Origin of the sequence: Streptococcus caledonicus, from assembly GCF_042656225.1 — a bacterium.
In the GTDB taxonomy this organism is placed as follows: Bacteria; Bacillota; Bacilli; order Lactobacillales; family Streptococcaceae; genus Streptococcus; species Streptococcus caledonicus.
The window spans coordinates 90,726-115,457 of the sequence record NZ_JBHSOJ010000015.1; the positions used below are offsets into that span (position 1 = coordinate 90,726).

At 39.1% G+C, this 24,732-nt stretch carries 24 protein-coding genes and 1 pseudogene; 3 read left to right on the forward strand and 22 right to left on the reverse strand.

Going from position 1 to position 24,732, the window contains the following annotated elements; all coding sequences use genetic code 11:
• Nucleotides 1-146: 146 nt before the first annotated feature.
• The 22 genes and pseudogenes from glgB to miaA all read right to left on the reverse strand — a co-directional run bounded on the left by glgB (nt 147) and on the right by miaA (nt 22,023).
• Nucleotides 147-2,006, reverse strand: coding sequence for a 1,4-alpha-glucan branching protein GlgB (gene glgB, locus ACFPQ3_RS02250; RefSeq protein WP_156807030.1), 1,860 nt, complete (start codon nt 2,004-2,006; stop codon nt 147-149).
• A 169-nt stretch (nt 2,007-2,175) separates the two neighbouring features.
• Nucleotides 2,176-4,371, reverse strand: a pseudogene (gene pulA / locus ACFPQ3_RS02255) (type I pullulanase); the annotation flags it as partial.
• Nucleotides 4,372-4,374: 3 nt separating this feature from the next.
• The gene (locus tag ACFPQ3_RS02260; RefSeq protein ID WP_156807028.1) at nt 4,375-5,397 is read right to left on the reverse strand and encodes a diacylglycerol kinase family lipid kinase; all 1,023 of its coding nucleotides are present in this window, start codon (nt 5,395-5,397) and stop codon (nt 4,375-4,377) included.
• Between the two features lie 19 nt (nt 5,398-5,416).
• Complete coding sequence (ligA, locus tag ACFPQ3_RS02265; protein WP_156807027.1) at nt 5,417-7,375, reverse strand: NAD-dependent DNA ligase LigA; 1,959 nt, start codon at nt 7,373-7,375, stop codon at nt 5,417-5,419.
• Between the two features lie 391 nt (nt 7,376-7,766).
• A complete protein-coding gene (locus ACFPQ3_RS02270; RefSeq protein WP_156807026.1) occupies nt 7,767-8,342 on the reverse strand; it encodes a DUF805 domain-containing protein in 576 nt (191 codons plus the stop codon).
• A gap of 108 nt (nt 8,343-8,450) precedes the next feature.
• Nucleotides 8,451-9,191 (reverse strand): acyl-ACP thioesterase domain-containing protein, encoded by a 741-nt coding sequence (locus ACFPQ3_RS02275; protein ID WP_156807025.1) that lies wholly within the window; start codon nt 9,189-9,191, stop codon nt 8,451-8,453.
• 61 nt (nt 9,192-9,252) lie between these two features.
• Nucleotides 9,253-9,876: a hypothetical protein gene (locus ACFPQ3_RS02280; RefSeq protein ID WP_156807024.1), complete on the reverse strand. Its 624-nt coding sequence runs from the start codon at nt 9,874-9,876 to the stop codon at nt 9,253-9,255.
• The gene (hemW, locus tag ACFPQ3_RS02285) at nt 9,877-11,013 is read right to left on the reverse strand and encodes a radical SAM family heme chaperone HemW (protein WP_156807023.1); all 1,137 of its coding nucleotides are present in this window, start codon (nt 11,011-11,013) and stop codon (nt 9,877-9,879) included.
• 88 nt (nt 11,014-11,101) lie between these two features.
• Nucleotides 11,102-11,821: an AAA family ATPase gene (locus ACFPQ3_RS02290; protein ID WP_156807022.1), complete on the reverse strand. Its 720-nt coding sequence runs from the start codon at nt 11,819-11,821 to the stop codon at nt 11,102-11,104.
• A gap of 6 nt (nt 11,822-11,827) precedes the next feature.
• Nucleotides 11,828-12,424: a GNAT family N-acetyltransferase gene (locus ACFPQ3_RS02295; RefSeq protein ID WP_161979185.1), complete on the reverse strand. Its 597-nt coding sequence runs from the start codon at nt 12,422-12,424 to the stop codon at nt 11,828-11,830.
• Nucleotides 12,414-12,605, reverse strand: a complete 192-nt coding sequence (locus ACFPQ3_RS02300; protein ID WP_156807020.1) for a hypothetical protein — start codon at nt 12,603-12,605, stop codon at nt 12,414-12,416. Before ACFPQ3_RS02300 ends, ACFPQ3_RS02295 begins: the two co-directional genes overlap by 11 nt.
• A gap of 72 nt (nt 12,606-12,677) precedes the next feature.
• On the reverse strand, nt 12,678-14,885 hold the full coding sequence (gene recJ, locus ACFPQ3_RS02305; protein ID WP_156807019.1) for a single-stranded-DNA-specific exonuclease RecJ: 2,208 nt from the start codon (nt 14,883-14,885) through the stop codon (nt 12,678-12,680).
• 17 nt (nt 14,886-14,902) lie between these two features.
• Nucleotides 14,903-15,292 carry a PaaI family thioesterase gene (locus ACFPQ3_RS02310; RefSeq protein WP_156807018.1) on the reverse strand — a complete coding sequence of 130 codons (390 nt, stop codon included), beginning with the start codon at nt 15,290-15,292 and terminating at the stop codon, nt 14,903-14,905.
• Nucleotide 15,293: 1 nt separating this feature from the next.
• Nucleotides 15,294-16,121 (reverse strand): glycosyltransferase family 8 protein, encoded by an 828-nt coding sequence (locus ACFPQ3_RS02315; protein ID WP_156807017.1) that lies wholly within the window; start codon nt 16,119-16,121, stop codon nt 15,294-15,296.
• Complete coding sequence (locus tag ACFPQ3_RS02320) at nt 16,118-16,399, reverse strand: lipopolysaccharide assembly protein LapA domain-containing protein (RefSeq protein ID WP_156807016.1); 282 nt, start codon at nt 16,397-16,399, stop codon at nt 16,118-16,120. Before ACFPQ3_RS02320 ends, ACFPQ3_RS02315 begins: the two co-directional genes overlap by 4 nt.
• 4 nt (nt 16,400-16,403) lie before the next feature.
• Nucleotides 16,404-17,168 carry an SDR family NAD(P)-dependent oxidoreductase gene (locus ACFPQ3_RS02325; protein ID WP_156807015.1) on the reverse strand — a complete coding sequence of 255 codons (765 nt, stop codon included), beginning with the start codon at nt 17,166-17,168 and terminating at the stop codon, nt 16,404-16,406.
• Nucleotides 17,165-18,094, reverse strand: a complete 930-nt coding sequence (gene rnz, locus ACFPQ3_RS02330; protein ID WP_156807014.1) for a ribonuclease Z — start codon at nt 18,092-18,094, stop codon at nt 17,165-17,167. Before rnz ends, ACFPQ3_RS02325 begins: the two co-directional genes overlap by 4 nt.
• A 115-nt stretch (nt 18,095-18,209) precedes the next feature.
• Nucleotides 18,210-18,866: an HIT family protein gene (locus ACFPQ3_RS02335; protein WP_156807013.1), complete on the reverse strand. Its 657-nt coding sequence runs from the start codon at nt 18,864-18,866 to the stop codon at nt 18,210-18,212.
• Nucleotides 18,859-20,097 (reverse strand): GTPase HflX, encoded by a 1,239-nt coding sequence (gene hflX / locus ACFPQ3_RS02340; protein WP_156807012.1) that lies wholly within the window; start codon nt 20,095-20,097, stop codon nt 18,859-18,861. The genes ACFPQ3_RS02335 and hflX overlap by 8 nt, the downstream gene beginning before the upstream one ends.
• A gap of 136 nt (nt 20,098-20,233) precedes the next feature.
• Nucleotides 20,234-20,719 (reverse strand): alpha/beta hydrolase, encoded by a 486-nt coding sequence (locus ACFPQ3_RS02345; protein ID WP_198039932.1) that lies wholly within the window; start codon nt 20,717-20,719, stop codon nt 20,234-20,236.
• A 6-nt stretch (nt 20,720-20,725) separates the two neighbouring features.
• Nucleotides 20,726-21,130, reverse strand: a complete 405-nt coding sequence (locus tag ACFPQ3_RS02350; RefSeq protein ID WP_198039931.1) for an alpha/beta hydrolase family protein — start codon at nt 21,128-21,130, stop codon at nt 20,726-20,728.
• Nucleotides 21,131-21,135: 5 nt separating this feature from the next.
• On the reverse strand, nt 21,136-22,023 hold the full coding sequence (gene miaA, locus ACFPQ3_RS02355; RefSeq protein WP_156807011.1) for a tRNA (adenosine(37)-N6)-dimethylallyltransferase MiaA: 888 nt from the start codon (nt 22,021-22,023) through the stop codon (nt 21,136-21,138).
• A 167-nt stretch (nt 22,024-22,190) separates the two neighbouring features.
• Between miaA and ACFPQ3_RS02360 the strand changes: the two genes are divergently transcribed.
• The 3 genes from ACFPQ3_RS02360 (at nt 22,191) to ACFPQ3_RS02370 (ending at nt 24,617) form a co-directional block, all read left to right on the forward strand.
• Entirely contained in the window at nt 22,191-22,871 is a 681-nt protein-coding gene (locus ACFPQ3_RS02360; RefSeq protein ID WP_156807010.1) for a hypothetical protein, read from the forward strand.
• A 615-nt stretch (nt 22,872-23,486) separates the two neighbouring features.
• A complete protein-coding gene (locus ACFPQ3_RS02365; protein WP_018364737.1) occupies nt 23,487-23,672 on the forward strand; it encodes a 4-oxalocrotonate tautomerase in 186 nt (61 codons plus the stop codon).
• A 30-nt stretch (nt 23,673-23,702) separates the two neighbouring features.
• A complete protein-coding gene (locus ACFPQ3_RS02370) occupies nt 23,703-24,617 on the forward strand; it encodes an FAD:protein FMN transferase (protein ID WP_156806983.1) in 915 nt (304 codons plus the stop codon).
• Nucleotides 24,618-24,732 lie beyond the last annotated feature (115 nt).

The window sequence follows — 24,732 nt, forward strand, 5'->3', positions numbered from 1 at the left end:
ATTATCTTCTCTTTCCTAAAAAGTGTCTGCAAGCATGCTTTTGGATAAACATTAAAACTCATTTTTCTGTTTTCTCTTTAAGCGAAACGACAAAAGGGATATCTGAAATTAAGTAATCACTAAAAACAGATATAAGCTAAGAAAAACTATTTTTTCAACTTCCGTTTGATTTTCCAAACACTGGCTCCAAGGGCTGGTAAAGTAAAGCTCAGCGTGTGCTGGTAATCCTTCCATTGATTTTGCTGTGTGCGGGTCAGTGGGTTATGTTCCTTCCAAACACCTCCAAAATTTTCCATTTCCGTATTTAATACTTCCTCATAAATGCCTGAAATAGGGACACCTATGGTAAAATCCTTACGTTCTACTGGGGTCATATTAAAGACACAAACTAACAGGTCTCCCTTATCATCTTTACGAATAAAGCTGAGCACTGTTTCTGACTTATTATCTGCATCAATGATTTCAAGACCATCATAATTGTCATCATTTTGCCAAAGAGCTCTATGGTCCTTGTAAAAACGATTTAAATGACTGGTGAAATCTTGCATTTTTTGATTTAATTGGTCCTCTTCAGAAAGATTGTCCCATTCTACTTGATAGTCATACTTCCACTCTAAAAATTGACCAAATTCAGAACCCATGAAAAGTAATTTTTTCCCCGGATGACAGATTTGATAAGCGAGAAGATTTCGCAAGCCTGCCAATTGATTGTAACGATTACCCCACATTTTATGCATTAGAGATTTTTTACCATGCACCACTTCATCATGTGAAAATGGTAGAACAAATTGTTCATTAAAACAGTACATAAAGCTAAAGGTAACCAAGTTAAAATCATACTTCCGATAGATGGGATCACTTTCATAGAAACGTAGAATGTCATTCATCCATCCCATGTTCCACTTATAATCAAATCCAAGACCATCTTCTTCTAAACATTTTGTAATTGGCGTTGAAGCAGTTGATTCCTCAGCAATCATCATTACATCAGGATGCCTATCTTTCACGATACCATTCAGACGACGTAGGAAGTTATATCCCTCAAGGTTACGATTTCCTCCATAAATATTTGGTGTCCAAGGTCCCTCATCATAGTCTCTGTAAAGCATATTGGAAACAGCATCTACCCGTATTCCATCAATGTGATAATGTTCAATCCAAAATAGAGCAGATGATATTAAGAAAGACTGAACTTGATTTTTTCCTAAATCAAAATTTAAAGCTCCCCAACGTAAATTTTTTGCCCGATCAGGATCCTGATATTCAAAAGTAGGTGTTCCATCAAAATAGGCTAAGGCATCATCATTTTGAGTGAAATGCCCTGGCACCCAATCGACAATGACCCCGATATTATGTTGATGACAAGTATCAACAAATTCTTGAAAATCCTCTGGTGTACCGTAGGTATGCTCAAAAGCAAAGTACCCCATCAATTGATAACCCCATGAAGCTCCTAGTGGGTGAGCCATCAGCGGCATAAATTCCACATGAGTATAATTCATCTTAGTAAGATAAGGAATCAGTTCTTTTGTTAACTCTTTGAAGGTCATCCCTTTCTTCCAAGATGAAGCATGGACTTCATAGATATTGACGGGACGTTTTTTAAATCCAAACCGTTTGCGGCGTCCCATCCAAAGCCCATCTTTCCACTTGTATTCTGAAAATGGGCGTAATATTGCAGCAGTACTTGGACGTTCTTCTAGATAGTAGGCAAAAGGATCTAGTTTTTCAACCTGTTGACCATTATGTCGTGTCACCAGATATTTGTAAAGCTGACCTGTTTTTGCCTCTGCAACATGTCCCTCCCAAACCCCAGCTTCATTTTTTTCTAATGGAAAAGGCTGAGCCGTCCAGTTTGTAAAATCACCAATAACGGCTACTTCTTTGGCATTTGGAGCCCATACTCGAAACTGATATCCTTGTTCTTTAGGATGTGCTCCTAAATAGTTCTGAGCGTGAAAATTTTCTCCCATGCCAAACTGATAAATCCGATCTTTATCGTCCATACATCCCTCCTACTCTTTAAAACTAATCTCTTTAATAACAAATTCACTAGATAAAAAATGGGGATAATCTTATCATTCTAAGATTATCCCCAATTCAATGTTCCTGTTTTCTTTTTAGGAAAACGCTTTAAATTAAGTTTAACATATTTTTGTTTATTTGTCATGAAAATTCCAAAGTTTTTTCAATATTGTTCAGTTTTAAAGAATATTTCTGCCGTCCAGCATAGCGAACAACCAGTTCACCACTACCTGGTACCGCACACTCAACAAATACCATTTCACGAATCTTCGGAAATTCACTAATTGAAAAAATAGGATTTTCTTTCTTTTCTAGTATAAATTGACGAATTTCAGAGATTAAATCCGCATGTTCTGTTACTAGTTTCCAATCCACTTGATTCACTTCATCTGGAGAATTGTAAGAATTCATCGCTCTTTCCTTATCCTCTTGAGTCAATTCTCCATTTTCTCCTGTTGGATAAAGTTTCGTTCGCATAAATTCTTGACCTAACTGCATAAAACAAATACCTTGTAGTGTTAAATTCATCTTACTAGCAAGTGCAATACGCCTTTTATGGGCCTCCATGTCATCATTTGGGTGAAGGTGCCACATGAGGTCATTAAGATTATAATTATCGTGCGCTTCAACGTAATTGACCACCTGGCTAGGCGTGACATAGTGATTTAACTCATCACTACCTAAAAAAGCTTTCGCAAGGACATCCTCTGTCGCTTCGCCTGAAACAAAACCTTTTTCAAAGTAACCATAAACTTCTGCACCCTTAATGGCGTCACGTGAATCATCATTGAAAAAACCAATTCCAGGCATTTGTGCTGCATTGCCTTTTTTAGCCTTGTCCTCTGGCATCAATCCAACTCCCATATCCCAACCTTCTCCATAAAGAAGAATATTAGGGTCAATCTGGTCCATTGCAGAGCGGATAAGCTGCATCGTTGTCACATCATGCAAACCCATCAAGTCAAAACGAAAGCCATCAACGCCGTACTCTCGGACCCAAAATATTAATGAATCAATCATGTACTTACGGAACATTTCCTTTTCAGAAGCCGTTTCATTCCCACAACCAGAACCGTTTTGGAAAGATCCGTCTGCATTCATCCGATAATAATAGTCTGGAACCGTTAATTGAAAAGCAGAATCTTCTGTTGAGTAGGTATGATTGTAGACCACGTCTAAAATCACCCCAATACCCGCTTTATGGTATGCCTGAATCAGTTCTTTTAATTCTAAAATACGTGTTGCGGGCTCATCAGGATTTGACGTCAAACTAGCATCTGGAACATTGTAATTTTCAGGATCATAACCCCAGTTGTAAACATAAGTTCCATCCTCTAAAATCATTTGATGATGGTCAAATATTGGTTGTAGTTGGACATAGCTATAGCCCATTTGTTTGATATAATCAAATCCTGTGGCATCACCAAATACATTGGTTGTGCCTTTTTGAATTGCACCAAGAAACTTACCGCGTTTGTCATCATCAACGCCAGAAGTCTCAGACTTGGTAAAGTCACGGATATGCATTTCACAAATAACAGCTTGATTGGGATTAGATACTCTCCAAGGTGCTTGTTTACCATGCGTCACCGTGAAATCATGTGGTGTACGATCACGTTCAGAAACAATAATTGATCTCTTACTATCCGCTGTTGTCGCAATACTGTATGGATCGCGACTATCCTTAAAAGTCCGCTTACGGTAATGGATGCGGTAGCTGTAAGCCGTGAAATTGTAATCTCCCGAGAGGCTAATAGACCAGACACCGTGAGTATTTTCTTTATGGTTATCCGGGTTTCGATGCTTTCCTCTGAACATAGAATGAACTTCTGCCACACTCGCATCTTTATTGGTCGAAGAATATAGCACTAATTCAACCGCTTCTGCAGTAGGAGCCCAAAGCCTAAAATCAGTAGCATCCTGATGGTATTGAAACCCCAACCAACCGTCAAATCCCCACTCTCTATCAAAAGCTTTGCTATTGATTCCCATATCAAAGGCATGAGATTGGCGTCTCCCATAATAAGGGCTAGCTATTGCTGCTTGCCTTGAATAATAAACCGTTTCATCACCATCAACCAACCACACCTCTGTTTTATCAAGACCAACATGCCGATGAATATGATAATCTTTTGTTTTAGAAGACCAGTCTTTTTTTTTAATAAGTACCCCTACCTCATTAAGAAAATGCGGAGCAGGATAAGTCAATGTTGCCTTAACCCCAAAACTATCAAAAAGGCTAAAAAATGTCTCGTGTCCAAGGTCTCCTATTTGCCACTGCCATAAACTTAAATCAAAATAGTTTTCCCATTTACTATGGAAGTGAACAACTGTTGTATTAGATATCATTTAGTGACTGTTCTCCTTTTCCAAATCCTCCACTTCATGAGTAAATCGGTAAGCAAATTCTTCAAATTCTCGTTCATCATCTGAGACAAGAGCATCGTCTGAAATATCATCTGTATTGGCAAAAAAAGTGATGTGATTTTTAAGATTTTCTAAAACAATTGGGGCGTCTCCACCATACTCACCATCCAAATTAATCATCATGCGCTTATCGCTTTGAGGTTCAATTTTAATATAACTTGTTTTAAGATATTCGATACGTTTATCTGTTATGTGTTTTCCGCCATCTAAAACCAATCGAATCAAATGCAGGATTTCCATCAAATTAGCCGTTTTTACAAGAATGAGTGTAAAATTACCGTCATCTAATTTTGCATCTGGGGCAATCTGCTCAAAGCCACCTACAGAATTAGTGATAGCAGCAAAAATCATAGAAACCTCTCCTTTAAACACACCGTCATCATGCGTGATTTTGACAGGGACATTGCTAATTTGTGGCAACAATTCCACACCTTTAGCTAAGTAAGCTAAATAACCAAACATGGTTTTTAACTGACTAGGAACGCTATAAGTCAACTCACTAAGACTTCCCGCAGCTGCAATGTTAATAAAATAACGTTCACCGTAGGCACGACCGACGTCCATAGCAATAGTTTGATTCTTACCAATCATTTTGGCTGCCTCAACAGGATTACCACGTGGAATTTTTAAAGCACGGGCAAAATCATTAGTTGTTCCTGTTGGAATAATAGCCATAGCTGGACGTTTTTCGAGAGGGGCAATGCCATTAACCACTTCATTGATTGTTCCATCTCCACCTGCAGCAATCACAAGATCAAAACCCAAGAGCCCGGCGCGAGTAGCCTCATCCATGGCAGAATTTTTTTCTGCGGTTGTCTGAAAAGCAGACGTTTCATAGCCAAAACTTTCTAAAATATCAAGGACCTCAGCAACATTTTTTTTCATGATTTCTTGCCCTGATGTTGGGTTATAGATTAAACGGGCACGTTTGCGTTGTTTTTCCATATTATCACTTTTTCTATCTCTATAAGTCTAGCAACCAAGTCTCATTTTCTACTCTAATTCCTAACTCCTGAGCTTTGATTAGCTTACTTCCTGCATCGCTACCAGCAACTACTAAGTCTGTTTTTTTAGAAACAGAGCCCGTTACCTTAGCACCTAAATTTTCCAATTTTTCCTTAGCTTCTTTGCGTCCCATTTGTTCTAACTTACCTGTCAAAACAATTGTCATCCCCGAAAGGGCCGCATCTTGCGCTACCTTCTTACCTAAATAAGATAAATTAACACCATAGTCTGCGAGTTCTTTGAGGAGCAGTTGGCTTTCATTTTTTGCAAAATAGCTGCGCAGGCTCTTTGCAATCACACCACCAACTCCTTCTATTGAGGCAATGGCTTCTTCCTCTGCTTCTGCTAGCGCGGGCACATTTTCAAAGACTTCCAAAAGAAGTTTGGAAACTTTGCCACCTACATGACGAATACCAAGGCCAAAGAGCAACTTCTCAGCTGAATTGGTTTTAGAGGTTTGAATGGCCACATAAAGTTTTTCAGCTGATTTGTCTTTAAATCCTTCCAAAGTCAGCAAATCCTCTACCGTCAAGCGGTAAATATCTGCCACATCATGAATGAGATTAGCCTTAAACAATTTTTCAACGATAGAACTTCCCAAGCCAGCAATATTCATGGCATCACGGCTCGCAAAATGCTCTAAACGTCGTTGCACTTGACTCGGACACAACGGATTGATACAACGAAGTGCAACCTCATCCTCATAATGCACTAATTCTGATTGACAAGAGGGACAGGCGCTTGGAATCTCCATCGTTTCTTGACTCTTGCGCTTGCTATCTACTACTCGCAATACCGCTGGAATAATATCGCCAGCTTTATAAACAATAACTGTATCACCGATGCGAATATCTTTTTCAGCAATGTAGTCAACATTATGTAGGGTCGCTCGAGAAACTGTTGTCCCTGCTAATTGGACAGGACTGAGATTTGCTGTTGGCGTAATCACACCCGTACGCCCCACTTGCCAATCCACTGAAAGCAGCTCTGCCTCTTTTTCCTCAGCTGGAAACTTGTAAGCAACTGCCCAACGAGGCGCTTTCACGGTAAAACCAAGCTCCTCTTGCATTGCTAGACTATTGACTTTAATGACAATCCCATCAATATCGTAGGCAAGATAATCACGTTCTGATTGAACATCTTGAATAAAACTCCAAATGTCATCCATTGATGAAGTGACAAGACGACGAGGATTTACCACAAAACCAAGCGCTTCAAACCCTTCAAGAACCGCTTCTTGCGTCTCAAAAGCCGTTTCTCCTGCTTCTTGATAAATAAAGGTTGCTAAATTACGCTTTGCAACCACAGCCGTATCTAGCTGGCGTAAGGTTCCAGCAGCAGCATTTCGAGGATTAGCAAATTCAGGCTCTCCGTTTTCTTGACGCTCTTGATTGATTTTAGCAAAAGCTGCGCGAGGCAGATAAGCCTCACCACGAACTGTTATCGTTTCTCTACCAGCTAAACTGAGTGGAACATCCTTAATCCGTTTAACATTATCAGTGATATTTTCACCAATGCTACCATCACCACGAGTCGCAGCCACCTGCAACACACCCTCAACATAAGTTAAAGATAAGGAAAGTCCGTCAATTTTGAGTTCTGCCAAATAAGTTGCCTGAGGAAATTCAGCCTTAATACGTCTATCGAACTCATCTAATTCTTCACGTGAAAAGGCATCTTGAAGAGAGAAAAGCGGGTACTCATGTTCAAATTTCTCAAATCCTTCCAAGATACGTCCACCGATGCGATGAGTCGGACTATTCGGCAATATCAACTCAGGATATTCTTCTTCAAGTTGAACAAGCTCACGATAGAGTTTGTCATACTCGCTGTCTGAGATACTTGGAGCATCGTTTGTATAGTATTCTTTAGCATAACGATTGAGGTCATCAACCAACTGTTTCATTCGATTTATCATAGTTTTATTTTACCATAATTTCACGTAAGAAAACAAAAGAGAGTGAGACAGAAGTCATGATTTCGAAGAAATTGACTTCCCCTCGCTCTCTGGTCTCTAAGCTCAGGCTGAAACTGTCCACTGGACACTTTCACTCCCACCTCCGCACAGCTCCAAAGGTCTGAGAGACCTTTGGAGGTTGGAAATAAGATGAACGATGTTCATCACATTCGTATAGGATGACCGCTAACGATTGCATAGTACTAAAATAGTCCAGTGGACTATTTTAGGTGGACACTTGAAAATGAAAGAAGTGTCCAGCTACAGACCTCCAATCAACCACTACGTCAATCTGTTATTACCATCAAAAAGAGAAGGTTGAGATATTTTTGTCCCAACCTCATCATGATAATTATTCTCCGAAAGTAGTATCTTCTACTGGAGATTGACTACTCTCTACCAGATGAGAGTCATCACTTTGAAGAGGTTCTGTTGACCAATAACTTGTTTCTTCATCAGCGCTTTCATGCACCGCTTTACTTGGTTGTACCAAAAGAACTAAGCGGGCAATATGAAATCCAAGTGACACCAACCAACCAATAACAGGTACAAAAGCAAGAAGCGCACCTAAATTAAGAAAGATAAAGGCCCAGCTTAAGCCCGCATCACGATAACGGCGAACCTCTAATGCCAAGTTTGGAATCAATGTAGCCAACCACCAAATAATAAAAATGATCAAAATTGGGACAATAGAAGAAAACATTTCAAAAGCAAAAACCACAGACTCCTCATTAGACATATACTCAAAAGCCATAGGATCTGACGCTACTATACTAGCGATATTAAAAAAGAATAGAAAGAAACCAACTAAAGCAAACGGTAAACTAATTAAAAAATTACACAATACCACCCACCAAAAATCAGCACGTTTTGATTTCCCTTCAAAATTAGCATAATTCAGCCAATAATTTTTATAAGCTCTAAACATTAAAAATCCCCTTTTATATATAATAATTGATATTATACCACATTTATAAAAATCCTGCTTACTCTATAAAATGATGATTATTAGAAAACCTAATGTTACAATTCGCTACTAATTGTCATTATTTAAAGGTAGCCATTCAATAATGGCTTGTGCGTTAACTTGCCCTTCAGAGGTAATGTTGTGGTAGGTGTTCAAGCCGTCCTTAACCACATTAGATGAAATGTCACCACCCGGTGAGACTTCTCGACTATACTTGAGTTGCAATTTCGCGGGACGATGCTTACTCAAAAACTCATAACCCAGCACATCATACATCCAATCCAGATAGATGCTATTATTCACATGACCATTCATATCAATGTCAAAATAACGGACATGATAAGTCGTCTGCTCTGCATTTTCCAAAGGTAACATCTTAGGCGCTCTTTGGATTTTTTTGACAACGGCTGAGCCGTAAACGTCAACAATCTCAGGTAAAACAGGAGAAACCTTTCGTGTGTGGGCATCCATTAAAGCAAAGTAAGTCAGAATATCAAGCAGTAGCTCACCAGAAGCATCATAAACTCTGAACACGCGGTAACAGAAAAATTTATTGTAGCTGATGGCTTCTGTCTCAATCGTAATTGTCTCGGTAAATCGTGGGAGACGGTGAATGGTAACTTCGTAGTCTGTGATAATCCATACCAAGCCAAAATGTTCAAGCACATACTCATCGCTTCTCCCTAGTAAATGGGACTGTTTTCCCGATACAAAAAGGCAGTAAGACAAGAGTTTTGGCAACTTGATATTGTGATTAACATCGACCATGTCAAATGGAATAAAAAAATCTTCTTTATAAATGTGTCCCATTGTATCTCCTCATCTTTTCATCAGTTACTAGTTTGGCAGCGCTCCTATCAATAGCTCGCAGTTAAACAAGGTCTGAAATTTCTTTTAAAATAGCTTGATAATTAGCATCAGGTACCAGTTTTGCGATCCTACTTTCTGATGCTGGTAATCCATTAAAAAGCTCCGTCACAGTTGCTTTATCTAGTTCAAATTCATAGTAAGCTTCTGCCCATTCTAACCACAATTCAGCAGTATGGATCAAGTTGGATAACAACCAATTCTTCCCACCATCATTAGTTGGATGTTCATTTTGATACCAGCAATTAGTGGTTTTATCATACCAGATACAAAATGTTGTTTCTAACAGCTCTTCTTGGGTGAAACTAGACAACAAATGTTCTGGAACATCATGATACATAGATTTAACAAAAGTACTATTCTGATCTTCCAAAGTAAAAACACTGAGTTCATTTTTATGGTCAAAACCTTTAATGATAACACCTTCTTCAAAAAAGCGAATTGACAAATAATCACCCGAACCAGTATCATACAAATAATAAGGTAAGCTTGGTATTTTTGTATAAGAACGAAGCCATTCCTCTTCCTTAGGAACAAGAATCATATCTAGCAAAACAAATGTTTTTAATTGTTGCTCAAGAATCTTAGGCTCAATAATGTCAACAATCACTTTTTTAAATGTCGCCATTTATACCTCCAAAATAAATTTCTCAGCCACCGTATCGCCTAAGAAGAGGCCTTTTTTTGTCATTCTGAGGCGTCCGTCTGTAATTTGGACAAGACCATCTGCTAATAATTCTTTAACTGCTTCGCCGTATAATCCATCAAAGTTTTCTTGGAATTTTTTTTCAAAGCGTGCGATGGAGACGCCTGATTTTTTGCGGAGACCTAAGAAGAACTCTTCTTCCATCATCTCACGTTTGGTCAAAAATTCCTCAGATAATCTCGCATGCCCCTCTTCCGTGATAGCTTTAAGGTAGTGCTGAATCGGCCCTCGATTACGATAGCGCACGCCATCAACGTAGCCAGAAGCACCTGCACCAAAACCATAATATTCATCATTATCCCAATACATGAGGTTGTGGCGACTTTCCATAGTTGGTTTGGTGAAGTTAGAAATCTCATAATGCTCAAAGCCATTTTTTTCTAGCTCTGCGATGATATAATCAAACATTTCAGCTTCTAAATCTTCTGTTGGCAGATTGAGTTTACCGCGCCGCATTTTATTCATAAAGACCGTATGATGCTCTAAGATGAGACTGTAAAGGCTGAGGTGAGGAATGTCTAAGGCGAGTGCTTTCGCAACATTTTCACGAACATCTTCCATGGTCTGACCAGGTAGGGCATAAATCAGATCAATGGAAATATTATCAAAACCAGCTTGTTTTAGAGCTGCAATATTGTCATAAATCTGTGCTTCATTGTGGCTACGTCCAATGCGTTTCAAGTGTTTATCGTTGAAAGTCTGAACCCCTAATGACACACGATTGACCCGTGATTTTTGAAGCACTGCTATTTTTTCAGGAGACAAATCTCCAGGGTTAGCTTCAATGGTGTACTCTTCTACTTGCGACAAGTCCAAAATCTTTTCCAAATGCGTCAGCAAATAGTCTAACTGTTCAGCGGTGATTGCTGTTGGGGTTCCCCCACCGATGTAAAGCGTCCGCAGTTTGCCTGTATCAGCTAACTCAATTTCACGAATAAGAGCCTGTAGATAGGCATCCACAGGCTGATTTTTGATAAATACTTTTGAAAAATCACAATAGTAACAAATCTGTGTACAAAAGGGAATGTGCACATATGCGGATGTTGGTTTTTTTAACATGGCACTATTATAACAAATTGTAACTCATTTTTCTAAAAGATAATTTACGGACACGTAAAACTTATCTCAAATCATCACAAAAAAACGGTTAAGGTGCTTTCAAGAGATTGTGCAATACCCTTTCACGGTCTTCGAGAAAGAGTTTGGTGATTTGATAAGCTGAACACTCTTCATAGGCCACTTCCTGAACCTGTCCATCATCAAATGATAGAATCCTCGCCTCTGGAAACCCAAGTAAAATGGGCGAATGGGTCGCAATAATAAACTGGCTCCCTCGCTTCACTTGCTCATGGAGATGGTATAAAAGTGTTAGCTGGCGTTGCGGTGATAGGGCTGCTTCTGGCTCATCAAGAATATAGAAACCATTTTCAAAGGATTGGGACTGCAAGAGATTTAGAAAACTTTCTCCATGTGACTGCTTGTGGTACCCCTTAGAAGGACTTTTCTTTGTCGCATACCGTTCTTCTTGCGTTGCCACATTATAAAAGCTCTCAGCCCGCAAAAAGTAACCCCAAGATGATTTTTTGATGCCACGTTTCAACCGTACAGCCTCATGGAGTTCTGAGTGACTATCATAGGTTGAAAAGCGGTAATTGCGACTGCCACCTTCCGCATTGAACCCATCTGCTACTGCAATCGCTTCAAGTAAAGTTGATTTTCCAGAGCCATTTTCACCGACGAAAAAGGTTACCGGAGTTGAGAACGATAGTTCAGAAACACTAGCTAAGGCAGGGATTTTCGGTAGATAAGACTCTGCTTCTACCTGGTCCCAATTTATCACTAAACCATGTAGGTAATGTGGAATCATGTTTTGTCACTCCTTTACTAAGGGTTTTGTCATCAAATGATAGCCATCTTGATTACTAACGTTTTGAAAACCTAGTGATTCTAAAAAACTTATATTATCAGCTTCTTCTGGTGATAGATTTAGACTGATTCGATTGGCTGTAAGGGACGTCTTGAGGTAGTCTTCAATAGCTTGGTAACAGGCTCTGCCGTGTCCATTGTCTCTATACTGTGGCGCTATAGCAAATGCCAAAACTAGCGTGCCATTTTGCTCTTCAACGCAACAATAGGCGAAAAAGAGACCATTTTTAATCACTTGAAAAGAATGTTGATTGGGTTTGGGGTTAAGCAGACTATCTTGTTTTTCTGGAGATAATCGCCAGCTTGTGGCTACTTGTAAGGCATCCTCTGCCGACAAAGGTTGAAGGTAGTGATACGGTTTTGTCGCATAGCCACGAAAAGTTTTCGTCAGTTGTTTAATCCGACGATTTTGCGTAGCTTCCTGATCCGTTTGAAAGACATAGTCGGCATACCCTTTCTGATAGGCTGGAATCATTTGCTGGTAATGTTCTGACACATCTTTTGGGAAACGCGCACTCAGCTGTTGAACACGCTCATCTGTCATTATTCTTATCCTTCTTCCCATAAATACGGTACAAGAGCATTCCAAGATTGATTAAAAATAAGACTGCCCAGAGGCTTGCCATTAGTAAATTACTGCTCTTAACATTTACCACAACTCCACCACCGTATAACACTAAGAAAAAGAAAGTAATCCAGTTATCTGATTTTAATACGTTTTTCATGTTACCCTCACATCGTTGATTTATCATTATTATATCAAAAAACACGACCTGATGCCGTGCTTTTGATGTTTGTTAGAGTGTGTTTTCTGTTTTTAGCCAGTCGTAAATTTCCTGCGGAGTTCCAAGTGCCATGAGTTCTTGGTATTTCACTGTTGCTTTTAATTCTTGGTAAATCTGACTGTCAGCAATCTCTCGTTTTTGCGCGTCTTTATTGACTGTCATAACACCGTCTGTAATTGTGACAAAGCCTAACTCATCAAAGATTTGAATCATTTTGACCAGTAAAATACTTTCGATTTTTAGGAAATGGCTGAGCTCCTTGAGCTTGTAACGCACATCAAACTCTGGAAATTGGTAAATCGTTTTGTAGAGCTTTGCGTATTGCTCACGCGTACCAAATCCTGTCAAGTAATATGGGTCTTTAATGGTATTCTTAAAATAAATAGCCTCAAAGTCCCTATGCTCAAAAAGATTTCTCAATTCTTCTGCAGCTGGTAAATCAGTCACCACAACGGCTCTGCTATTTTCAGCTGAAAAAATATCAGGAACATCAGCTGGCAACTGGGCTGACTTAGCACGAATATCAAAGAGCTGAACGCCATTAACACGCGCATCAACTAACATCAGTTGCAGTGTCGTTGCACCGTTCCAAACGTTTACCGAGAGTGTCACCGCAAGTTCTAAATCCTGCGCCTGCTGAAACTCTTGAACAAGACTACCTTGGTGAAAAGCGACCACATCATAATCCGCCCCATTTTGACTGACCTTCAATTTGAGGTGAGCATTATTTTGTCCCATGGTACGAGCCTGAGTAACCTTGAAATCTTTAAGCCAAAAAACAGGTTTTTTATTGTCCATTCCAAATGGGGCTAGTTTATCCATTGATTTAAGGGTTTCTAAACTTAAATCAGACAAATCAAGCTCTTCATCAACCGTTAAACTATTTTTGACAGAAATGTCTATCTGATTGTCAACCACATAGTTGCAAAGAATTTCGGACAACCTCTCAAGGTTTTCCTCAGGAAGAGTCATTCCAGCAGCTCCGCTATGACCACCAAAAGCTGTAAAGATATCACGATGGTCATCAAGCGCTGCAAAAATATCCAGACTTTCAAGGCTACGGGCTGAACCTTTAGCAGAGCCATTTTCAATATTGAGAACTACAACAGTCTGACTGATTTGCTCTAAAATCCGACCTGCTACAATTCCTAATACACCTGGATGCCAGCCTTCCTTAGCCAACACTTGAACAGGCTTTTCAGGGTCAATCATGGTAACAGCCTCATCAAAAATTTGTTGAACCAGTTCCTTACGCTCTTCATTTTTGTCCTTTATCATAAGGGCAATGGCCTGGGCTTCTTCATCATCAAATCCTGTCAACAAGTTAATCGCTGGATTTGGATCATCCAGACGCCCCAAGGCATTTAGCTGCGGTACAATGGTAAAACCAACCGTATCTTCATTTATCGTCTCAAGGTCAACATCTGAAACTTTTAGTAATTCTATAAGGCCAATACGTTCCGTTTGTTTCATCATGGCAAGTCCCACCTTCACCATGATACGATTTTCATCGGTCAGACTGACCATATCAGCAATCGTCCCAATGGCAACTAAATCTAATAATTCTGTAGGAATACTCTCAAGAAGCGCCGTAGCTAATTTGAAAGCCACACCACAACCAGCAAGGTATTTAAAGGGGTAATCTGCTTCTGGATGCTCAGGATGAACAGTCGCAAATGCTTCTGGTAGCTCTGCTGGCATGCTGTGGTGATCGGTAACGATAACGTCAACTCCCTGACCTTGTGCATAAGCAATTGCCTCGTGTCCCGCTACGCCATTATCCACCGTCACAATTAGAGAAATCCCTTGTTGCTCGATAAAATACTTGTAAACACTAAGATTTGGACCGTAACCATCAGTAAAACGGTTAGGAAGATAAACTTGAACCTCTGCTCCCATCATCTCTAGGGTTTCTTTGACAATGCTTGCGCTGGTCATACCATCAGCATCATAGTCACCATAGATGAGAATTTGTTCACCAGTTTCAATCGCAGACCTAATTCGTGCTACCGCCTTATCCATATCGTTTAGCAGGTAGGGATCGTGTAAATGTGACAAATCAGCTCCTAAAAAATCAGCTAACTTTTCTTCATTATCAATACCTCGCTCAAAAGCAATACCAGCAGCTGTCTTGGTCAGACCTGCTTTTTTAGCAACTTTTAAAAAGCCCTCATCGGGCATTTTATCCATGATTTTCCAATCAAATTTTGAAGTAATCATACTTAACATACACCGCCTTAGGCATCTCCTGCTGGTTTATCTGTGACAAACATGGTGAAACTCGCTTTAGTGATAACATCTCCCTTATCATTAGCAACCACCGTATCAACTATTTTTGTAGTACGTCCATTGTGAATGCAACGCCCTTCAACAGTTAAAACATCTCCCAGATGAGCAGCACGCAGGTAATTGATATTTGATTGTAGAGTCACTGCATTAGCACCCAATGATCGTGAAACCAAACCAGAAATCTGGTCGCATAGGGTAAATAAATAACCACCGTGGGCGTTGCCATAGTAGTTTAAGGAACCGTCTACCACCTTGGTATCAACAATAATATGCCCTGCCTCTGCTTTTTTTACCTCATAATTTTCAAAAACTCTAATTTCGTGTAATAAAATATCCATTTTATTCTTCTTTCTTTGTTAAATGCCAATAATGTTTGTATAGGCTTGCAAATACATTTCGATGTCCTTTTTTCCAAGGCTTGTCTCGCCCACAAAAATGTAAAAAGACAGTATGTTCTATCACCCAGTCCAATCCGTGATCAGCTTTGCTTTTGGCCCTATAAATCAAAAAATAACGAGCATCATAATTATAAATATCATCTGGAATAAGCTCAATGTCATGTCCATATAAGGCAGTAAGAACATCTTGGTCGGGAAGAAAAAGAAGTTTTCCTTTCTCAGCAATATAGGACATCATATCTGAACGGTTAACTCTCTGACGAATAGTCGTTAAATTCATTAGAAGCACGCCTGAATTAAAGTAGGAGGCCGACTCATAGTTCCCTAATCGCAGGCGATTGATCGCATCAGTAATATCGGAATCTTCCGTATGGCTAGCAGCAGCATACAACTTTTGGCCTAAATCCATGTCGTAAAGTGGAACCAAGTCATTGATACAAAGAATATCAGCATCCAAATAGAGCATTCTCTCTAAGTTTTCTGGTAAATACTCATGCGCCAATAGACGGTAATAAATCGTTTCAGGATAGCGATCTGTTGTTGGAGCATTTTCAAAAGCTTGCTCATCTATCACAACAGGCGTGTAGGTCACGCCCAATTTATCACAGTAGGCCTTCACTTCTTCATGTCGTTCCAACAAAGGTTTTTGCAAAATGTAAACATGAAAATCCTTACGACTTGCATTTTTCACTACAGAATATAGAGTAACCTTGAACTGATTCACATAGCCATCATTGATTGAAAAAAGCAAATTGATTGGTTGAGTCACTTGGCCGTCACTTCCTTTTCAGTCAACGTATCCTTAACCTTGACTTGTTCCTCTTTAAGTTTTTTGATTTCTTGGCGTAAGCTCATGTTTTTGAAAAAGCCGAGCAGAAATTGAATGAACATTCCTAAACCAACTGAAAGCAAAATCAGTAAAATCAAAGGCAACTTAAATGTTCCAAATAAATAATTGACTGTCACAGATTGGATATTGGCAATAGACAACAAGGCTGTTAAGCCAACAGACGCTACTAAGAGTCCCACCGTTACATTTTTACGCATCTTATTACTTTCCTTTCAAATTAAACACGGTCCCTGCTAAAAAATCAGCAATAGTTGGAAACAGCGTGTAGGCTTTATGAGCTGCATTTAGGGCAAGCGGCATGTTCAACTGACGTTTTTTCTTTCCAAGAATGTTTACAATTTTAGCCGCAACCACATCAGGTTGCAAGGTAAAAGCTTTGACACTATCGAGATAAGAACCACTTGGGTCTGCTTGGTCAAAGAATTTTGTCGCAACAGGACCTGGATTAACAGTCGTGACAAATACACCATGGGGGACTAATTCCAAACGAAGGGTATCTGAATAGCCAATCATGGCAAATTTGCTCGCTGAATAAATGGACGATTGTCCTGTAGCCATATAACCTGACATGGAGACAATATTGATGATATGACCTGATTTTGCTTCCTTCATCTTACCACCAACGAGACGGCAAAAATTCATGCTAGCAAAGGTATTCACATCAAACATGTCACGAATTTCAGTCATGGAAAATGCTTCAAAATTTTTATATACGGCATAGCCAGCATTATTGATAAGAACATCAATTCGACCAAATTCTTGATAAACCTGATTGATAAAATTTTCAACAGCAGTATCATCAGTAATGTCAAGACCGATACAACGTTTATTTTGACGTTCCTTGTAAAGCTCTGCTAGGCACTCCTCACTCCGCCCGAGAAGAAGAAGCATATCTTCTTCTGGCAATTGCTTAATGAGTTGCTCTGCAATTCCACCAGAAGCTCCTGTGATAGCAACAATTCTCAAATCTCAATCTCCTCAAAATCTTTCACCACATGGACATTTTTGAAAATGGCTGACGCATCGCGCTCCATCTGCCTGCAATCACGGCCAAGAAAACGTGCCGAAACATGGTTGAGTAAAAGACGTTTGGCTGACGCTGCTTTTGCCACCTCTGCTGCTTGCATGTTAGTTGAATGCCCATGACTTCGAGCAATTTTCTCATCCCCTTTTCCATAAGTGGATTCATGTACCAAGACATCTGCTCCAAGAGCAAGACGGACACTAGCATCAGTTTGTCTTGTATCTCCTAAAATAGTGATGATTTTTCCTTTTTTAGGCTCTGAAATATAATCCTTTGCAATGATTTTTGTTCCGTCTTCTAAGGTAATGTCTTCACCATTTTTAACTTTACCAAAAAGAGGACCAAAAGGAACACCTGCTACTTTTAGAGCTTCCGCATCAAGGGTTCCTTCCAAATCTTTCTGCATGACACGATAACCCATACAAAAAATGCTATGATCTAATTGTTCAGCGTAAACAATAAACTTGTCTGTTTCCAATATTTTACCCAAATTCTGTCGATCAAATTCATAAAAATTAATACGGTAGGGCAGACGTGACCCTGTTACTTTGAGACTGGTCAAGACAAATTGACGAATACCTAGCGGACCATAAATATCCAAATCTGTCTGCTCTTCACTAGCTTGAAAAGCACGACTGGCAAGGAATCCTGGCAACCCCAAAACATGGTCTCCATGCAAATGTGTGATAAAAATTTTCTTAACCTTACGAGGCTTAATCGTTGTTTCCAAAATCTGACGTTGAGTCCCTTCACCACAGTCAAACATCCAAATTTCGTTAATCTCATCCAATAATTTCAACACTAAACTTGAGACATTACGTTGTTTTGCAGGCTGCCCTGCCCCTGTTCCTAAGAACTGTAATTCCATCTTATCATACTAATCGTAGGGCAAACCTACGACATCCTTTCTATAAACATTACGATACCTTGGTATCAATTTCTCATACATTCTAATCTTATTATTACGATTCCTAGAGTCACTATCATGGCGTTCTATCATTATTCGGTTGAACAATATAGACAACAAATTCTCTTTGATGATAATGAAAGTATTTTTTCCCCTGAAAAGTCGCTACAAGCTCCAGACACTCCTCTTGGTTGAAGGAACTAACCTTAATCACATCTTCTGAAATTTTTGTGACATGGCTGAGCAAGGCACTTTCAGGTGTCAAATTTTCCAGTTCTTCAGTTGAAAATGCCATTTTAGCCATCTTAATCAAGCCATCTTGTAGGTAAATCTTATAATGTGGAAAAATCTGTGCTAATTCAAACAAAATAGCAGAGCTCACAGGCTCATCTTGTTCTGAAAAAACAAGAGCGATTTCCTCATCACTTTCATAGGCAAACCCATAAGATTTGCCTGATAAATTTAATCTGACAAAGGGTTTTTCTTCTAAAAAAGAGGGATTTTCTTGATACAGTTTAAGTTCCTGACTCATCTTGAAAAAATAATTTGTTGCAGCTTCTGGGCTTTCTTTTTGATAAAGCTCTGCAAAATAAGCATTGATGACACTAGGTGGCGGTGTAATAAAAGTCAATTTATCATCATCTGATAGTTGCGCCAGCTTATTTTCCAAATAAACCTTATCCAACACGGTAAAGCCCCCATAAGTGAGGGCAAGTGACATATAATCAATCATAAAATTCTTCTAATTTCCAACGATTATGGCTCGCAATATGACCTGTGATTTCCTCAATCGGCTCATCAAAATCATAACGGTCTAGTAGTGCCAATTTATTTAGTTCATAAAGTTTATAGAGCTTATCTTGACTAACTTTGATACTAAAGGGTTCAAAAACATCACGAATCTCGTCAATAATGAGATATCGCAAACTTTCTCTTGCCCCTTCCTCACGCGCTGATAGACGAACATTTGGAAAAGCTGTTGCTGTTAAATTTTTAGCCTTGTCCATTTTATTGTAAATAGCTAAGCGCGGAATATCGAGCATGTCTAAATCCTTAAGAAGATCCAAAACAACCTTTTCATGCTCTTCATGATCTGGATCTGACGCATCAATCACATGAAGGAGTAAATCCACATGGCGACTTTCTTCCAAAGTTGACTTAAAAGCTGCTACCAATTCCGTCGGCAAGTCTTGAATAAACCCAACGGTATCCGTCAAGGTTGCCTGAAATTGATTTTGAAGATAAATCTGCTTGGTTGTCGCATCCAAAGTCGCAAACAATTCATCGGCTTCGTACTGACGATTATCTGTTAAGACATTCATAATCGTTGATTTACCTGCATTGGTATAGCCGATAAGACCAATTTTAAAAACCTCAGACTGGCTTCGTTTATCACGAATAGTCTGGCGATTTTTCTCAACAATTTTTAATTGGCGCTCAATATCCGAAATCTGATTTCTAATGGAACGACGGTTCAATTCTAGTTGACTCTCACCTGGCCCACGTGACCCAATACCACCCGCCTGACGACTAAGCATAATTCCTTGACCTACCAAACGTGGCAGCATGTATTTCAACTGGGCAAGATGAACTTGTAACTTGCCCTCATGACTTCTTGCACGCATGGCAAAAATATCTAAAATCAACTGCATACGGTCAATGACTTTGACACCGAGTTCTGTTTCCAAATTAGCATTTTGCCGAGGTGTTAAGCGATTGTTGACAATCACGGTATCAATGTCATCAGCTTCAACAATGTCTTTTATCTCAGCCAATTTTCCTGAACCGACAAAGGATTTGCTGTCATAGCGCTCTCTTTTCTGGGTGTAAGTGGATACCACTTCTGCACCAGCCGTCTTAGCAAGGCTAGCTAGCTCTGCCATTGACATTTCAAAATGTGGCGTGTCCTGCAATTCAACACCGACTAAAATGACACGCTCCTGCTCTTTTTTCGTCTCAATCATGGCAGACCTCCTTACATTCTCATCTTACTCAGACTTTTTCGTCATCTTAACATCAAAATGACCATTATTAATATTTTACCATAAAAAGAGAAAAGGCGGTCAATGTGACCACCCTTATTTCATAAAATTAAAGCTTCTATTTCAAGCTATTGATAAAATTTTTGATTAAGTCAGTATAGGCTTCTTCTCCCAAAATTTCTCGTGAACTGGCATGCTCTGCCTTTGGAACAATGACCAATTGATCCTTGGAAGCATTCGCCTCAAAAAGTTTTTGACTATTTTCTGGTTTGATGAAGTTGTCTTTTTCACCATGGATAAATAAGATGGGTACCTGATTCGTTTTTATCGATTCAATCGGACTAGTCTCTGTCATGTCAATCCCGAATCCCCATTTTGTGATAGCATTAACCCCGTAAATGAGAAAACCAAGATGATTATCCCGATAAGCTCCTTCTGTCAGGTCATATAAATTGGTAAACCCACAGTCCGCTACTACAAAATCTAACTTAGGATGTTTATCAAGAACAGATAAGGAAATCGCACTTCCCATAGATTCACCATGCAACCCCAGACTAATCGTCTCACCAAAGGTTTGATAGGTGTAGCTTATCAAGGCAAGCAAATCTTCTTATTCTAATCTACCAAGACTAACTGGCGTTGGTTGTTTTTCACCATGTCCACGCACATCATAAGTAATCACATGGTAGCCTAACTTGTGGTAACTATCCATATACTTGATAGCTCCATTTCGATTGGAACGAAAGCCGTGTGTGATAATCACATATTTGCTAGAAGTTGAATTATCTGATTTGATGAGTTGAGCGTGAAACTTGTAGCCTTCAAAGCCTGTAACAGTAAATTCTTCCTTATTGTAAGCTTCAAAATCACCGACTAAATTATGTTCCTCAATCCATTGACGTTCTTCGGCCAAAGTCAATACCTTCGGAGTGACAATCAAACTTTCCAGATAATATGAAAAGCCAGCATACCCCAAAATGCTCAGTACAAACAACATCAGCAAAACTTTTTTCATTAGCCTCATTTTTTCCCTTTTAAAAATTCAGAAATCTGCTGCTTAACCTTTGCCTCAAAATCACTAGATCCAACTTCACAAAAGGTCATCTCCATACGGTTTCTGAACCAGGTCAACTGACGTTTCGCAAAGCGACGTGTGTTTTGCTTGAGCTTGTCAACCGCTTCGTCCAGTGATTGCTCACCTGCAAAATAGGGAAAAAGTTCCTTATACCCAATGCCACGCGCAGCTTGAGCATGCGGATAATTATCATAGAGCCACCTTGCCTCATCCAAAAGCCCTTGGTCTACCATCTTATCCACACGCCCATTGATACGGTCATAAAGGACTTGTCTGTCATCTGTTAGGCATAAAAGGAGGGCATCGTAGTCTGTTTCTTGGTTTTCGAGGTGATCTGTAAAACGTGCTAATTCAAGCGCACGAATGGCGCGCCTGCGGTTTAGCTGAGGAATCTCAAGACCCAGCTCTGCTATTTTCCCAAATAAAACCTCATCAGAAAAAGCTTCAAGCTCCGCACGATAAGCCAGAACAGCCTCTTGGTCAACCTCTCCGCCCAAATGATAGCCCTCAAGAAGGCTTTGGAGATAAAGACCTGTACCGCCAACAATGATAGGGAGTTTGCCACGGCTAGAAATATCCTCAATCGCAGCCCTAGCCTCCGCCACAAAATCAAAGGCCGAGTAAGTCTCCGTCACATCACGAACATCAATCAAATGGTGAACAGCAGCAGCTTGCTCCTCCAAACTAGCCTTAGCCGTACCAATATTAAGGTCACGATAAACCTGCTGGCTATCGCCTGAAATAATCTCACCATTAAAGTTTTGCGCCATTTTAATCCCAAGAGCAGTCTTCCCAACCGCCGTCGGCCCAGCAATTACAATTAGTTTAGTCATAGGAGTATTATATCAAAAATCACTTATTGATAACAATAGAAGCTAACCAATGTTAAATGTTTTCCTTATAACTCCTAAGTCAAATTATTTTAAAAAGGTTTAAATCATGGTACAATATCTAAACATCATTTAAAGGAACAATCTATGAAAAAGAAAAAAAGGTAATCATGTCATTAATAAAACTATTCAAACAACTAGTTATCTTTACAATCATATGGATGCTATCATCATTTTGGATTTACAATCGTTTAGAGACACATACTGTTTATTACTTTAAAAACTCTCATCTTACCCCTAAAAAAGGGATTCCATTTATATTAACCGATCAACTATTTTATCATATCGATAATACCTATATGGAAAGCAAGGTAGACGGTGGAATATTCGAATACAATATTGATGGAAGTAATTACATTACGTACCTCCATTTAAAAGGTAATGAGAATTATAGCTATTCATTGACACAAGTTAATTATTTTAATTACAAATATAAACTAGAAATGCCAGATCCATTAAAAACTGATGGAGAAAATGCGTATTACTTCTTTGATAGTCATTTTAATCCTTTGGAAAAAACATATTATCCAAGTAATGGAGTCAAAGAAACCACCTTTTCTGACGAGGAAAAACGTGCCGTTTATCAAGCCACTAATCAAACTGCTAGCCAATTACTGGACAATCTCCCCACCCCTATCATCAATTTACAGTGGTTCTTTGATTGGACCTATAAAGGACATAAAGTAGCCAAAATTTTTCTACTCTCCTTTCTAATGACTACTGGATTGACTGGCATTAAAGTGTGGAGAAAACGATACTTAAAAAGTAATAGCATCAACTCAAATCAATAGGTATAGATAAAATGAAAAAGAAATAGTTAATTATTCCCAAAGTATTATTAGTTCTATGGAGATATCGTGAAATTTGGTTTAATCTCCTTATCTCATCAAGTTACTACGCTCAGCACCTTCCACATAAAAAAGGAAATAATCCTGAATTGATTTTTACTCTCAAAAATCTCCATTATTTAGAAAAACTTGAAAACTCTGATTTAAAGTATGGTTACGATGGTGTAAATACAATAATTGTCAACGAAAAATATTCTGTAACCAATACCGAGGGAGCTGAACTTCATATATGGATATCCCTATTCTACTCCAAATTATTTTTTTGATAAAAGAGGACACTTCCTAAAAATACAAATTTTTGATGAGAAAATAGATAATTTTAAGTATGTTATTTCATCAAAAAGTAAAAAAAGCTGAAAATTATATTGTACGTGCTATTAGGCCTATTCTAGATATCCAACTCGACCCCAAACTTAATCTCCAATGGCTTTTTAATCTGATTTATCAAGGAAAGTTTGATTAAAGTTGAAACAACATCCTACTTCAATTTCATCTAAGTGAAGCAGGATTTTTAATTTTGTGATAAAATAATAGCAAGAAAAACACAAGGAGAATCTTATGCCATTTGTAAAAATTGATTTATTTGAAGGTCGTACAGAAGAGCAAAAAATTGAGCTTGCCCGCGAAGTGACTGAGGTCGTTTCTCGTATCGCTAAAGCTCCTAAGGAAGCTATTCATGTCTTTATCAATGACATGCCAGAAGGCACTTACTACCCACACGGCGAAATGAAAAAGAAAAACTAAGCACCTCCGCTTAGTTTTTCAGGTTTTACTATGCAAAACACTCGTCAACTCAAACTCATGGGGACAACCATCGACCTTCTGGTTGTCGCCCCAAATAGCAGCCATCTCCTCGACGAAGCAGAGAACTTGCTTCATCTCTACAACCACCGTTTTTCCGCCAATGATGTCACTTCCGAGCTTTCTCTGGTCAATAGCAAAGCTGGGATTGAGCCGGTCTCAGTTCACCCAGAACTGTTTGAACTAATTGCTATTGGTAAAAAACATAGCTGCGCAGACCAAAGCAATCTCAACATCGCCATCGGACCACTCGTTCAAACTTGGCGGATTGGTTTTTTAGACGCCAAACTGCCTTCGGAATCTGATATTGCTGGAAAAATTCCCTTAACAGACCCCCAGCAGATTATTCTGGACCCTAACAAACAAACCGTATTTCTAGCTCAAAAAGGTATGAAAATTGACCTCGGTGCCCTAGCTAAAGGTTATATTGCAGATAAAGTCATGGCTTATCTGGTAAAAGCTGGTGCCAGCTCTGCTATGGTCAACCTAGGAGGCAATCTTTTAGTCCACGGCCCAAATCCGAATCGTGACAATTACTTATGGTATATCGGCATCCAGCACCCTGATAAGCCAAGAGGAAATCATGCCACTATCCTTCCGATTCAAAACGCTTCAGTCGTGACGTCTGGTATCTATGAGCGTGTTCTGACAATTGGCGACAAAAATTATCACCACATCTTTGACCGAAAAACAGGTTACCCTATCAAGACTGACATGACGAGCCTTACCATCGTTGCCAAATCATCTTTAGATTGTGAAATTTGGACAACTAGACTGTTTGGACTCCCAACAAGCACTGCACTACAAATCATCAATCACACTCAGGGTATTGAAGGACTGATTATTACAAAATCACTTGATATCCTAACCAGCAATAATATTTGGTAATAAAGAAGTGAGGTTTTAATACCCTCACTATCACTCTATTAAACATTGTGACACAATAAAAAGCTTAAAATCAACAGGCTTACAAAGCAGTGATTTTAAGCTTTTTATTTGAAGA

What these genes read in the sequence shown, in the direction of transcription:
- rnz (WP_156807014.1), bottom strand. Translation starts at nt 18,094, where the DNA reads ATGGAATTACAGTTCTTAGGAACAGGGGCAGGGCAGCCTGCAAAACAA.
- ACFPQ3_RS02310 (WP_156807018.1), bottom strand. Translation starts at nt 15,292, where the DNA reads ATGGATATTTTATTACACGAAATTAGAGTTTTTGAAAATTATGAGGTA.
- ACFPQ3_RS02320 (WP_156807016.1), bottom strand. Translation starts at nt 16,399, where the DNA reads ATGCGTAAAAATGTAACGGTGGGACTCTTAGTAGCGTCTGTTGGCTTA.
- ACFPQ3_RS02295 (WP_161979185.1), bottom strand. Translation starts at nt 12,424, where the DNA reads ATGACAGATGAGCGTGTTCAACAGCTGAGTGCGCGTTTCCCAAAAGAT.
- ACFPQ3_RS02275 (WP_156807025.1), bottom strand. Translation starts at nt 9,191, where the DNA reads ATGGGACACATTTATAAAGAAGATTTTTTTATTCCATTTGACATGGTC.
- ACFPQ3_RS02270 (WP_156807026.1), bottom strand. Translation starts at nt 8,342, where the DNA reads ATGTTTAGAGCTTATAAAAATTATTGGCTGAATTATGCTAATTTTGAA.
- ACFPQ3_RS02335 (WP_156807013.1), bottom strand. Translation starts at nt 18,866, where the DNA reads ATGATTGATTATATGTCACTTGCCCTCACTTATGGGGGCTTTACCGTG.
- hemW (WP_156807023.1), bottom strand. Translation starts at nt 11,013, where the DNA reads ATGTTAAAAAAACCAACATCCGCATATGTGCACATTCCCTTTTGTACA.
- ACFPQ3_RS02290 (WP_156807022.1), bottom strand. Translation starts at nt 11,821, where the DNA reads ATGATTCCACATTACCTACATGGTTTAGTGATAAATTGGGACCAGGTA.
- miaA (WP_156807011.1), bottom strand. Translation starts at nt 22,023, where the DNA reads ATGACTAAACTAATTGTAATTGCTGGGCCGACGGCGGTTGGGAAGACT.
- ACFPQ3_RS02360 (WP_156807010.1), top strand. Translation starts at nt 22,191, where the DNA reads ATGTCATTAATAAAACTATTCAAACAACTAGTTATCTTTACAATCATA.
- ACFPQ3_RS02350 (WP_198039931.1), bottom strand. Translation starts at nt 21,130, where the DNA reads ATGAAAAAAGTTTTGCTGATGTTGTTTGTACTGAGCATTTTGGGGTAT.
- ACFPQ3_RS02280 (WP_156807024.1), bottom strand. Translation starts at nt 9,876, where the DNA reads ATGGCGACATTTAAAAAAGTGATTGTTGACATTATTGAGCCTAAGATT.
- ACFPQ3_RS02300 (WP_156807020.1), bottom strand. Translation starts at nt 12,605, where the DNA reads ATGAAAAACGTATTAAAATCAGATAACTGGATTACTTTCTTTTTCTTA.
- ACFPQ3_RS02370 (WP_156806983.1), top strand. Translation starts at nt 23,703, where the DNA reads ATGCAAAACACTCGTCAACTCAAACTCATGGGGACAACCATCGACCTT.
- ACFPQ3_RS02365 (WP_018364737.1), top strand. Translation starts at nt 23,487, where the DNA reads ATGCCATTTGTAAAAATTGATTTATTTGAAGGTCGTACAGAAGAGCAA.
- glgB (WP_156807030.1), bottom strand. Translation starts at nt 2,006, where the DNA reads ATGGACGATAAAGATCGGATTTATCAGTTTGGCATGGGAGAAAATTTT.
- recJ (WP_156807019.1), bottom strand. Translation starts at nt 14,885, where the DNA reads ATGATTACTTCAAAATTTGATTGGAAAATCATGGATAAAATGCCCGAT.
- ACFPQ3_RS02260 (WP_156807028.1), bottom strand. Translation starts at nt 5,397, where the DNA reads ATGGAAAAACAACGCAAACGTGCCCGTTTAATCTATAACCCAACATCA.
- hflX (WP_156807012.1), bottom strand. Translation starts at nt 20,097, where the DNA reads ATGATTGAGACGAAAAAAGAGCAGGAGCGTGTCATTTTAGTCGGTGTT.
- ligA (WP_156807027.1), bottom strand. Translation starts at nt 7,375, where the DNA reads ATGATAAATCGAATGAAACAGTTGGTTGATGACCTCAATCGTTATGCT.